The 12,387-nt window shown below is 52.3% G+C and carries 10 protein-coding genes; 3 read left to right on the top strand and 7 right to left on the bottom strand.

What is annotated here, in order from left to right:
- Positions 1-88 precede the first annotated feature (88 nt).
- The 4 genes from G8S19_RS19290 to btsT all read right to left on the bottom strand — a co-directional run bounded on the left by G8S19_RS19290 (position 89) and on the right by btsT (position 4,693).
- Positions 89-667, bottom strand: a complete 579-nt coding sequence (locus tag G8S19_RS19290; RefSeq protein WP_124020752.1) for a hypothetical protein — start codon at positions 665-667, stop codon at positions 89-91.
- A gap of 598 nt (positions 668-1,265) precedes the next feature.
- A complete protein-coding gene (gene yjiA / locus G8S19_RS19285; protein ID WP_101743000.1) occupies positions 1,266-2,222 on the bottom strand; it encodes a GTPase in 957 nt (318 codons plus the stop codon).
- 12 nt (positions 2,223-2,234) lie between these two features.
- Entirely contained in the window at positions 2,235-2,429 is a 195-nt protein-coding gene (locus tag G8S19_RS19280; protein WP_003830038.1) for a YbdD/YjiX family protein, read from the bottom strand.
- A gap of 113 nt (positions 2,430-2,542) precedes the next feature.
- Positions 2,543-4,693 (bottom strand): pyruvate/proton symporter BtsT, encoded by a 2,151-nt coding sequence (gene btsT, locus G8S19_RS19275; RefSeq protein ID WP_115601038.1) that lies wholly within the window; start codon positions 4,691-4,693, stop codon positions 2,543-2,545.
- A gap of 355 nt (positions 4,694-5,048) precedes the next feature.
- Here btsT and tsr point away from each other — a divergent pair, with 355 nt between their 5' ends.
- Positions 5,049-6,710 (top strand): methyl-accepting chemotaxis protein, encoded by a 1,662-nt coding sequence (gene tsr, locus G8S19_RS19270; protein ID WP_048212794.1) that lies wholly within the window; start codon positions 5,049-5,051, stop codon positions 6,708-6,710.
- Here tsr and G8S19_RS19265 read toward each other — a convergent pair.
- From G8S19_RS19265 to G8S19_RS19255, 3 genes are all read right to left on the bottom strand, one after another.
- Positions 6,707-7,222 carry a GNAT family N-acetyltransferase gene (locus G8S19_RS19265; protein WP_253685742.1) on the bottom strand — a complete coding sequence of 172 codons (516 nt, stop codon included), beginning with the start codon at positions 7,220-7,222 and terminating at the stop codon, positions 6,707-6,709. The two genes, tsr and G8S19_RS19265, sit on opposite strands and share 4 nt — an antisense overlap.
- A 52-nt stretch (positions 7,223-7,274) precedes the next feature.
- The gene (locus G8S19_RS19260; protein ID WP_061067180.1) at positions 7,275-8,636 is read right to left on the bottom strand and encodes an MFS transporter; all 1,362 of its coding nucleotides are present in this window, start codon (positions 8,634-8,636) and stop codon (positions 7,275-7,277) included.
- Positions 8,637-8,849: 213 nt separating this feature from the next.
- Positions 8,850-9,764: a GntR family transcriptional regulator gene (locus G8S19_RS19255; RefSeq protein WP_003019148.1), complete on the bottom strand. Its 915-nt coding sequence runs from the start codon at positions 9,762-9,764 to the stop codon at positions 8,850-8,852.
- A 136-nt stretch (positions 9,765-9,900) separates the two neighbouring features.
- Here G8S19_RS19255 and G8S19_RS19250 point away from each other — a divergent pair, with 136 nt between their 5' ends.
- Both G8S19_RS19250 and G8S19_RS19245 read left to right on the top strand, forming a co-directional pair.
- Complete coding sequence (locus tag G8S19_RS19250) at positions 9,901-10,923, top strand: zinc-binding alcohol dehydrogenase family protein (RefSeq protein ID WP_048212792.1); 1,023 nt, start codon at positions 9,901-9,903, stop codon at positions 10,921-10,923.
- Between the two features lie 13 nt (positions 10,924-10,936).
- Positions 10,937-12,382, top strand: a complete 1,446-nt coding sequence (locus G8S19_RS19245) for a tagaturonate reductase (RefSeq protein ID WP_253685740.1) — start codon at positions 10,937-10,939, stop codon at positions 12,380-12,382.
- The last annotated feature ends 5 nt before the right edge of the window (positions 12,383-12,387 follow it).

Below are 12,387 nucleotides of genomic sequence, written 5' to 3'. Positions count from 1 at the left end.
ATTACGTTTTAGGAGAGGGAGCGTCTCTCTCCATATTTTAAATAATACCTAAGCGGAATTAGATGTAAGTGAGAAAATCAATTATAAATTAAATTCTGTTGGATGGTAATAAATTATCGGGAAAATTGAATTTTTCCATCTGTATATGATTTTCTGGTTTATTTTCCGTAAGAATACATGATGTCGTATCCATTGAGCCAATCGGTGTATCGAAAAAAGGAATCATTCGAGAACGAGTGTATTTTTTAATTTCGCTCATTGTTTCTTGTGAGCAAATAAAAGCATAATCTTTGTTTTGAAATAGTGAATAGCCTTGCAACCATATTTGCCCATTGCTAGTGGTTTTTTTTATCCCTTTGTAATTATCTAACCAACTATCAGGGAAATCACCAGGGTTTATTTTAATCCAATGGTAATTATTATCACGCAAGCCTGCATAACTCATGCTGTAGTCATTGAGTTTTATAAATATACCACTAGCAAACATTGTTGTTGAATATACCAAGACTGAAACGCTAAATAATGCAATCATAACAATTTCTTTTATTTTTATTTTCTTTCCTTTAGTTATATACCAAACGACCGTTCCAATTGGTGTATATACTACTATTAGTCCAATTAGGAGTGTGAATATTCTTTCCGGGCGTTCATATTGCTGTAAAGACATATTATTGTATAATATGCTAAATATGAAAATCATAATGAAATTAATTAACAATGCAGTACAAAAGATAGTGAGGGAATTTTTTTCTGTTGGTATTGTTTTGAGATATATGATATAGCAACAGTAGAGCATTATGCAATAAATCGTCAATGGAATGGCAATGTCTCCAGGGACGCAACTTAACACTGCGAGAATAATGCTTAAAAATAATGAATGAAAAAATAGTCGCTTTACTAAATAATCAATTTTATTGGCTTTTGTAGACCATGTAAATATAATTGAAGGTATGGATAAAAGAATGCCCCATTTGGTTAATATTAAACATATTGAGGCGAATACAGCGAGTAAGGTTGAAGGTGTTGATAGCGCAGAAGTAAGTAAACTAAGTTGGTTTATTCTACTTAAATAAATCCAAATACTAAAGAATCCGATCACCGCAAATAACATGCTTAGTTGCACGAGGTCAGTTATGAAAAATTTAAACTGTGGGCGAATTATTGAATATTTTTTGGTTTTCCTAAATCTGAAATGTATTCTTTCCATTTTACACACCCACAATATAATAAAATGCGGTGTAGAATATTAACACCGCTCTTGAATTCTACTTTTTCAACCCCGCAAACGCCGCTCTGATCTCGTCTTCCGGCAGATTGATGCCGATAAACACCAGTTGGCTGTACGGTTGTTCGTCGCCCCACGGGCGGTCCCAGTCGGCGCTGTACAGGCGCTGGACGCCCTGGAACAGCAGGCGGTTTGGCTCGCCTTCAATCCACAGCATCCCTTTGTAGCGCAGCAGCTTCTCGGCGGATTCCAGCAGCAGGTTTTCCATCACCCGGGATACGTCGCTGATGTTCACCGGGTAATCCAGTTCGACGACGATCGAGGAGATATCGTTCTGCTTGTCGGCGATAAAGTGGAAGCGCGGTTTGGCGCTGACCACGTTCTCTTCCAGCATGAAACCGTTGGTGTCGAACAGCAGCGAGAGATCGATATCGCCATGCGTGACGGTATACACCGGGGCGCGGGCGTTGATGCGCGCCAGGCGCTCTCGCAGTTTTTCGCTTTCGCCTGCCACATCGGTTTTGGTCAGCAGAATTCGGTCGGCATAGCCCACCTGCGACTGAGCGATGGTGAACTGGTTCATCTGTTCGTCGGCATGCACCGCGTCAACCAGCGCAATTACACCGTCCAGCAGGTAGCGTTCGCAAATGACTTCGTGGGAGAAAAAGGTCTGAATAATCGGGCCAGGATCGGCCATGCCAGTGCACTCAATCACCAGACGGTCGAAATTGATCGCGCCTTTGTCGAGGTTGTCGAGCAGATCCAACAGTGCGTCTTCCAGCTCACTGGAGCGGGTACAGCAAATACAGCCGTTGGTCAGGGTTTTGATCTGCGTGGCACGGTCGCCAATCAGCTGATCGTCCACTGAGACTTCGCCGAATTCGTTTTCGATAACGGCAATTTTGTAACCGTGCTGCTCGTTGAGAATATGGCGCAGCAGGGTGGTTTTACCAGCGCCAAGAAAACCGGTGAGTAGGGTAACTGCAATCGGGGTCATTCACTTCTCCTTCTAACAGCAACTGCTTCCGCCGCTACCGTAGCGGGCTTCCTGGCGCTCGCGGAAGAATTCTTCGTAGGTCATGTACGGCTTATCGGGATGGTTGGTCTTCATGTGCTCGACGTAGTTGTCGTAGTCCGGAATGCCAATCAGCATCTTTGCCGCCTGACCGAGATATTTTTTTGCCTGACCTAAAGTACCAAACATTCTGCCGTCCTGTTAATGAATAAAGCCGGATGGCGGCTTGCGCCTTATCCGGCCTACATACTGCGGCACTAAGTGATGTAGGCCGGGAGCGCAGCGCGCCACCCGGCTTCAGGTTAGTGATGTGAAGAGGTTTTCACGCCGCCTTCTGGCACCGGTACATACGGTGTTTCTTTATCAGAGCGACCGTTGATGGTGCGGGCTTTCTGCCAGGTACGGAACCCGTAGAAAATGATGCTGTACACTACCACCAGGAACAGAATACTCAGGCCTGCGTTGGTGTAGTTGTTGATGACAATATGGTTCATATTGGCAATCTGCTGTGCGGTCAGTTCGCCGCCGTTAGCAATCTTCTCTTTGTACTGATTCGCCATGAAGAAGAAGCCTTCCATCTGCGGGTTGGTGCTGAACAGTTTCAGACCCAGTGCCCAGGTGGTGCAGATCAGCAGCCATACTGCCGGAACCACGGTAACCCAGATGTATTTGGTGCGCTGCATTTTAACCAGCACCACGGTGCCGAGAACCAGCGCCACGGCAGCCAGCATCTGGTTAGAGATACCGAACAGCGGCCACAGGCTCTTAACGCCGCCCAGCGGGTCAACCACGCCTTGATACAGCAGGTAACCCCACAGGCCTACGCAGCCCGCAGTACCCACGACGCCAGCAACCAGGGAGTCGGTTTTCTTCAGGAATGGGACGAAGTTACCCAGTAAATCCTGCAGCATAAAGCGGCCAGAACGGGTACCTGCATCCAGTGCGGTCAGGATGAACAGTGCTTCGAACAGGATACCGAAGTGGTACCAGAAGCCCATGTCAGCCATCGGCAGCACTTTGTGGAACACGTGGGCGATACCCACAGCCAGCGTCGGTGCGCCACCTGCGCGGTTCAGAACGGACGGCTCACCGATGTCTTTCGCGGTTTGCAGGATCTGCTCAGGCGAAATCACAAAGCCCCAGGAACTGACGGTTGCCGCCGCGTGTGCGGTGACATCTTTCAGCTGCGCCATAATCAGCGGCGCGTTCTCGCCACCCATTTCATGCAGGTTCGGCATGGTGATGCCAAGGCCCGCAGGCGGGGTGTTCATTGCGAAGTACAGACCCGGTTCGATGATGGACGCAGCAACCAGCGCCATAATCGCCACGAAGGATTCCATCAGCATCGCGCCGTAACCAATGAAACGCGCGTCGGTTTCACAGGCCAGCAGCTTCGGTGTAGTACCGGAAGCGATCAGCGCGTGGAAGCCAGATACCGCACCACACGCGATGGTGATGAACAGGAACGGGAACAGTGCGCCTTTCCACAGCGGGCCAGTACCATCAACGTACTGGGTCATCGCCGGCATTTTCAGTTCCGGGTTGAGGATAACAATCCCCACCGCCAGACCGACGATAACGCCGATTTTCAGGAAGGTCGCCAGATAGTCGCGCGGGGCGAGGATCAGCCATACCGGCAGCAGCGCAGAGATAAACGCGTAACCGATCAGGGTGAAGGTAATGGTGGTGTCTTTAAAGGTCAGCGCCGGGCCCCAGTACGGGTCGTGCGCAATCACGCCGCCGAAGTAGATGGAGGCAACCAGCAACACAATACCAATCACCGACACTTCGCCCACGCGTCCTGGGCGCAGGAATCGCATGTAGATCCCCATGAACAGCGCGATAGGTACGGTTGAGCAGACGGTGAACACACCCCACGGGCTTTCAGCCAGTGCTTTCACCACGATCAACGCCAGTACCGCGAGGATGATGATCATGATTAAGAAGCAGCCAAACAGCGCAATGGTTCCCGGCACCGGGCCCATCTCTTCTTTGATCATCTCACCCAGAGAGGCGCCGTTACGGCGAGAAGAGATAAACAGCACCATGAAGTCCTGTACCGCACCGGCCAGCACCACGCCCGCCAGCAGCCACAGCGTACCGGGCAGGTAGCCCATCTGCGCGGCCAGTACCGGCCCAACCAGCGGACCCGCACCGGCGATAGCGGCAAAGTGGTGACCAAACAATACGTTACGGTTGGTTGGAACGTAGTTCAGACCATCATTGTTGATGACCGCCGGCGTGGCGCGCGTCGGGTCAAGTTTCATCACCTTTTGGGCGATGTACAAACTGTAGTAACGATAGGCCACCAGATAAACGGAGACAGAGGCGACCACGATCCACAGGGCGCTGATGTGTTCACCCCGACGTAATGCCACTACCGAGAGGCAGAATGCACCGATGATTCCGAGAATGACCCAGGGTATGTGCTTGAATATCTTTTTCGTATCCATAGTAAAACCTAATAATTGGCCGAGGCCGCTGGGGGGTTGATTGTGTGTTTGAGGAGATAAGTTGACTGCTATGTTGTGAGGATCTTGCCAGAGAGTTACGCGCGTAAAGTAAGGTAAATAAGTGAGTGGTTGTATGTCAGCTTAAGCGGTCCCAAGTGTCAGTGAGCGGTTCCTGGTGCCGGTGAGTGGGGATAATTATGTGATTGAGATCACTGATAAACGCCTTTAGATCCTGGGCTGACTGCGGGGATCGACGAATCGTCGATGCTGAGATCGATTCAGTTAGCACGAATTCCATAAAGTTTTCCCTTTCCAGGCCGAAAATTCTGACATCTGTCTAGCGGAAAGAGAAAACATGTTAAAACGAATGAAGATTGTTACCAGCTTACTGCTGGTATTGGCGCTATTTGGCGTTTTACAACTGGCCTCGGGCGGGTTGTTCTTTAACTCACTGAAGAATGACAAAGAGAACTTTACCGTTCTGCAAACCATTCGCCAGCAGCAGTCTGCGCTGAATGCCACCTGGGTTGAACTGCTGCAAACGCGAAACACCCTTAACCGGGCGGGTATTCGCTACATGATGGATCAGAACAATATCGGCAGCGGTGCGACCGTTGCTGAGCTGATGCAGGTAGCGAGCACGGCGCTGAAACTGACGGAAAAAAACTGGGCGGTTTATGAATCTCTCCCGCGTGACCCGCGTCAAAGTGAAGCCGCTTTCCAGGAGATCAACCGCACCTATGACATCTATCATGGTGCGCTGGCGGAGCTGATCCAACTGTTGGGTGAAGGGAAGATCAACGCATTCTTTGATCAACCGACGCAAAGCTATCAGGATGGTTTTGAGAAGCAGTATGTCAATTACATGCAGCAGAATGACCGTCTGTATGACATTGCGGTTGAAGATAACAACAGCTCTTACAGCCAGGCGATGTGGGTACTGGCGTGCGTGCTGATTACCGTGCTGGCGGCGATTGTTGCGGTCTGGTTCGGCATCAAACTTTCTCTTATCTCTCCGATGAACCGTCTGATTGACAGCATTCGCCATATCGCCAGCGGCGATCTGGTAAAGCGCATTGATGTAGAAGGGTCCAACGAGATTGGGCAACTGGCAGAAAGCCTGCGTCATATGCAGGGTGAACTGATGAACACCGTGGGTGATGTGCGTAATGGTGCTAACGCTATCTATAGCGGTGCCAGCGAGATTGCCATGGGTAACAACGATCTCTCTTCACGCACTGAGCAACAGGCGGCTTCTCTGGAAGAAACCGCGGCCAGCATGGAACAGCTGACGGCGACCGTGAAGCAGAACGCCGAAAACGCCCGTCAGGCCAGCCATCTTGCGCTGAGTGCCTCAGAAACGGCGCAGAAAGGCGGCAAAGTGGTGGATAACGTAGTGCAAACTATGCGTGATATCGCTTCCAGTTCGCAGAAAATCGCCGACATTATTAGCGTCATCGACGGTATTGCCTTCCAGACCAACATTCTGGCACTCAACGCCGCGGTAGAAGCCGCACGTGCGGGCGAGCAGGGCCGTGGATTTGCGGTGGTTGCGGGTGAAGTGCGTAACCTGGCCCAGCGTAGTGCGCAGGCCGCGCGCGAGATTAAGAGCCTGATTGAAGACTCGGTCAGCCGTGTGGATGTCGGTTCAACGCTGGTTGAAAGCGCCGGTGAAACCATGGATGAGATCGTCAATGCGGTAACCCGCGTGACCGATATCATGGGTGAAATCGCCTCCGCTTCTGACGAGCAGAGCCGCGGGATCGACCAGGTCGGTCTGGCCGTCGCCGAGATGGATCGTGTGACACAGCAGAACGCCTCGCTGGTGGAAGAATCCGCAGCAGCAGCAGCAGCGCTGGAAGAACAGGCCAGCCGTTTGACTCAGGCCGTTGCGGTGTTCCGTATTCAGCATGACCAACAGCGCGCGCGTGACGTTGCGGCCGCTAAACCGGTTTCAACGGTCCAGCCGCGTAAAGCCGCGGTAGCGGATGCCGGGGATAACTGGGAAACGTTCTAAGTAAGCATCAGGCGCATGGCGCAGCGTGATTCATACGCCAGTCCATGCGCCGCTTCCTCTTCTCTTTTCTGGCGCAACTTTGCAGGCAGCGTCTCTTCAGCCAACATTTCAAATCCCAGACGCGCGTACCATGGCGCATTCCACGGCACATCGCGGAAGGTGGTCAGCGTAAGCGACGTATAACCTTTTGCGCGCGCCTGTTCGGCAACATAGTCAAGCAATCTGCGGCCAATGCCTTTTCCCTGCCACGCCTGATGCAGCGACAGTTCTGCAATAAACAGCGATGAATCCAGCGTTTCGGCGACTAAAAAGCCGACCGGATGCTCATCGGCCTGCGCCAGCCAGCTCAAGCCAGTGGCGGCAAATGCCTGATGCTGAGCAGCCGATATAATCTGGTCATCAGCAATCCACGCCAGTTCCGGGATCTGTAAAAAACGTTGGCTCGCCGATCGTTCGATGGCGGGAAGCGCGGCAGTGTCTGCCAGCGTGGTGGCGCGTAAGATGATGTTCATTTGTCGAGCATAACATGCCCGATAAGCGCGGTGTTATCGGGCATTGTGAGGATTAATCTTTACGCGGATCGCTGATGGGCTGGCGCACCAGGAAGATGTAGGCGAGAGCGCCCACCATGGTGACGCAGCCGCAGATGATCAGCGCCAGACGGAAAGAGTTGGTGGTATCAACAATAAATCCGGTGACGATCGGGGCGAATGACGCGCAGATGAAGCTGGCGAAGTTCTGGATGCTTCCCACGGAGGCGGTCATGCGTGAAGCCACCGCAACATGGATCAGACCCCAACAGGACGTTCCGGCGAAGTGGATGCAGAACAGCGCCATGCCGATCAGTAACACCGCGGCCATCGACGTTGTGGCCTGCGGGACCACGAAGGTGAAGGCCGCAGAACAGAACATCCCGGCAATAATACAAATCTTACGGCTCTTAATCGGCGCCATACCGCCTTTCACCAGCCAGTCGGTGACAAAACCGTTGATCAACATGCCGGCTGCGCCAAACAGGAACGGGATCGCCGCCATTAATCCGGTGCTTTTTAAATCCAGGTTATAGGAGGTTTGCAGGTAGCCTGGCAGCCAGGCCAGATATAACCATGCGGTGTAGTTGATGCCGCTAAAGCCCAGCATCATGCCCCACATCGTGCGATTGCGAAACAGGCTGCGCCATTCGGCAAAGCTCAGCGGATCGCGGCGGGCATTGACGCTACCGGCGTTCAGGTACGCTTGTTCCGTGGCGCTCAGCTCAATTTGCTCGCGGTTGCGATACAGCATGTACCAGCCGATGGCGAGGAAAATACCCAGCACGCCAATGGTAATAAACATCCAGCGCCAGCCCATTACCAGCATCATGGCAGCCAGAATCGGCGGGCTAATGGCAACCCCGATGGTGGAGGCGGCGTTGAATAATCCCATCGGGCGGCCGCGCTCTTTGATGTTAAACCAGTCGTTGATGACCTTTACGCCGCACGGGTTCATTGGCGCTTCGCCGATCCCCATCCCGATACGCACCAGCACAAACTGAGTGAAGCTGTGTACCATGCCGGACATCGCCTGAAACAGCGACCAGAAGAACATCCCCAGTCCGAGCATAATGCGCGGACCTTTGCGATCCAGCAGCGGGCCGCAGGGGAGCTGGGCAATACCGTAAGCGAGAGAAAAAACCGACAGCAGCACGCCGATTTGCGTGGCGCTCAGCCCCAGTTCTTCACGAATCGTTAAGTTAGCGACCGACAGAGAACTGCGGTCGAGATAATTAATTACCGCAGCAAGAAATAATAAAATCATTGCCGTGGTCTGAATACGTTTTATTCGGCTACTGCGTTGCACCATGCCTTCAGGCGGAACATTAATATCCGCAGATGACGACGTGCCAAACGAAGAACTCGGGTCGAGGGTAATATTATTTTTTTCCACGCCGGACTCCTGAACCTCAATAATTTATTATTCACACAGCCGGGCTGTGCAGTATTGAAAAAATACCAGTGATGAAACAATTTACTCATCACCGCTCACAAAATTTTTTAATGCAGTCGACTTAGCGTGAGCATAGGCAAGAGGTATTTTTCCGGCGTTTTTATTTTTATAAAATCGTGCTCCCGGTAATAGTTTGCTGTTTTTTATCGGTACTTAATGTGCTGCGCTATGACTTTGGTTGATGGAGCGAATCATCGATTGTTTGGCTGAATTCAAATGGTTACACAGTGCCAGAGTGGCATCCAGGTCGCTGCGGCAAATCAGCGCGCTGAGGATGGTCATATGCTCATCAATGGCAATGATGTTGCGCTGCTTAAGGTCGCTTTCGTCCCATTGATAGTGGAAGTGGAAAATCACGGAGATGATTTCAAGTGATTGATTGAAAAATATATTATCGGCAGCAGAGAGCAGTAAAGCATGAAACTCGCGGTCTAACTGCGAGAACATACGAAAGCTGCTGCCGATGCTGTCGCGCAGGATCCGGTGGCGCTCGAGTAGCGTTTTTGCCTGCAGCCAGCGTGGGTCATCGTCGGGCAGATTGAGAAAATGCTGCAGGGAATGGGTTTCCAGCATTTCTCGCAGTTCAAACAGCTGCTCGGCGTAGGCCTGATCGAACTGCTTCATGCTCCACTGACCGCGTTTTTCGTTTTTTATCAGGTTGTAACGTTCGAATTTTAAAAGATATTCCCGTACCACTACCGGGCTTACCCCCGCGGCTCTGGCAAGCTGCAGTTCGGAGAAACTCTCGCCCGCGCGCAGCTGGCGCTGGTTGATCATGGTGAAAAACGCCTGCTCAAAAATCCGGTTTTGCTCGGTCATGGAGGCGGTGGTGCAGGCAAAACCGTCGTCATGGTCAGGTTTACGCACGATGACATAGTGGCTACCGACCTGGGTCAGCACCCCGCACTCGCCTAAGTGGCTCAGCATATGGCGCACGGTGGTGCGGCTGATGTTGTACATCTCCGCCAGCGCGCTTTGCGAAGGAAGTGGGGAAGGGATATGACCCCGCGCCATATCATCGATTATCTGGTTAATCACGTTGTGGCGTAAGTTTTGTGAACGGCTCATGGCTTCTCCTTTTTGGCTATTAAAACCCGATTTAAAACATTTTTATGCGCTGGAATTCACAGATTGTGTTTCTGCTTTCTCCGGCTTTTTTATTTTCGTTGATATCTGAGGCAACAAAAAACAGGAGAGCAGAATCATGTCTACGATGAATACGTTGATTTGCCAGGAACCTAAAAAATTAGTCTGGAAAGAGCGCGAAATACCTATTCCGGGTGAGGGTGAAGCACTCATTAAAATTAAGTCGGTAGGAATTTGTGGTACCGATATTCATGCCTGGGGCGGCAATCAACCTTTTTTCAGTTACCCACGAGTGTTAGGTCATGAAATATGTGGGGAAATTGTCGGGCTGGGAAAAAATATCCAGAATATGAAAAATGGACAGCAGGTGGCGGTTATTCCTTACGTGGCCTGCCAGCAGTGTCCGGCATGCCTGAGCGGGCGTACCAACTGCTGCGAGAAGATTTCGGTGATTGGCGTCCATCAGGATGGCGGTTTCAGTGAATATCTTTCTGTTCCGGTGACCAATCTGCTGGATGCGCAGGGGATTGACCCGCAGGCGGCGGCGCTGATTGAGCCTTATGCCATCAGCGCACATGCGGTACGCCGGGCGGCGGTGGCGCCAGGTGAGCAGGTGCTTGTGGTTGGCGCCGGTCCGATTGGCCTGGGGGCTGCAGCGATTGCCAAAGCCGATGGCGCACAGGTGGTGGTTGCCGATACCAGTCCCGCGCGCCGGGAGCATGTGGTTTCCCGCCTGGGACTTCCGGTTATCGATCCGTCCGCTGACGATTTTGATACGCAGCTGCGAAACCAGTTTGGCGGTTCGCTGGCGCAAAAGGTGATTGATGCCACGGGGAATCAGCATGCGATGAATAACACGGTGAATTTGATTCGCCATGGCGGCAGCATCGTTTTTGTTGGGTTGTTTAAAGGCGATTTGCAGTTCTCAGACCCTGAGTTCCACAAGAAAGAGACCACCATGATGGGCAGTCGCAACGCCACACCGGAAGATTTCGCCAAAGTGGGCCGCCTGATGTCGGAAGGCAAATTGACCGCCGACATGATGCTTACGCACCGTTACGCATTTGCCACACTGGCAGAAATTTACGAGCGGGATGTGATCAACAACCGTGAACTGATTAAAGGCGTGATCACGTTCTGAGAGGGAAAACGGGATGAAGACATTGAATCGACGTGATTTTCCGGGAGCCAGCTACCCAACGCGCGTGATCCAGTTTGGAGAAGGTAACTTTCTGCGGGCGTTTGTCGACTGGCAACTGGATATTCTCAACGAGCATACCAGTCTGAACGCGGGCGTGACCATCGTTCGGCCAATTAATACCGATTTTCCGCCGTCGCTGAATACCCAGGACGGGCTGTATACCACGCTGATTCGCGGGCTAAACGAGCAGGGTGAGGCGGTAAGCGAGGCGCGGCTGATCCGCTCGGTAAATAACGAAATTAATCCCTATCAGGACTTCGCGGCGTATCTGGCGCTGGCGCACAATGCAGATATCCGCTTTGTATTTTCGAATACCACCGAAGCCGGAATAAGCTATCACCCGGCAGACCGCGTGGATGATGCGCCGCCGGTGAGCTTTCCGGCCAAACTGACACGCCTGCTACTCGAACGCTTTAATCACTTTGCCGGGGCAGCGGATAAGGGCTGGGTGATTATCCCGTGCGAGCTTATCGACTATAACGGTGAGGCGCTCAAAACCCTGGTGCTGCGGTATGCGCAGGAGTGGCGGCTTCCCCCGGCGTTTGCCGACTGGGTGGAGACGGCAAACACGTTCTGTTCCACGCTGGTCGACCGCATTGTTACCGGCTACCCGCGCGAAGAAGCCGCCGCGCTGGAAGCTACACTTGGCTATCACGATGCGTTTCTCGATACCGCGGAGCATTTTTATCTGTTTGTTATTCAGGGGCCGCAGTGGCTGGCAGAGGAGCTGAAGCTGGCGCAATGTCCGCTGAATATCCGTGTGGTGAGCGATATCAAACCGTACAAAGAGCGTAAGGTCGCTATTCTCAATGGGGCGCATACGGCGCTGGTGCCGGTGGCGTGGCTGTGCGGACTGGAGACCGTCGGTGAGGCGATGCAGGATGCCGATGTCCGCCGCTTTGTCGAACAGGCGATTAGCGAGGAAATCATACCGGCATTGGATCTCCCGGCGGATGAACTGCATGAATTTGCCGACGCGGTAAGCGGGCGTTTTCAGAACCCTTACATCCGTCACCAGTTGCTTTCCATTGCGCTTAACGGAATGACTAAATTTCGTACCCGAATTTTGCCGCAACTGCTGGTGGGTGAGCAAAATGGGCGCTGGCCTGTGCGGTTAACGTTTGCCCTCGCTGCGCTGATGGCGTTTTATCGCGCAGAGCGCAACGGGGAACGCTATCCGATACAGGATGATGAGCAGTGGGTAAGCCTCTATGCCAGCCTGTGGCCGCGAGTTGGCAATGATTTAACGTTGCATGAACTGGTGAATGCCGTGCTTGGCGATGCGGCGCACTGGGGTGAAGATTTAACGTTGCAGCCAGGGCTTGCCGGACAGGTGACGGCTAACCTGGAGATGATTCTGGTGCAGGGTATGCGCCAGGCGGTGAACGGTCTGGAATAAGGTTG

This window comes from Citrobacter sp. SX206, from assembly GCF_024181025.1.
GTDB lineage: Bacteria > Pseudomonadota > Gammaproteobacteria > Enterobacterales > Enterobacteriaceae > Citrobacter > Citrobacter youngae.
This window is presented reverse-complemented; position numbering and strand designations above follow the sequence as displayed.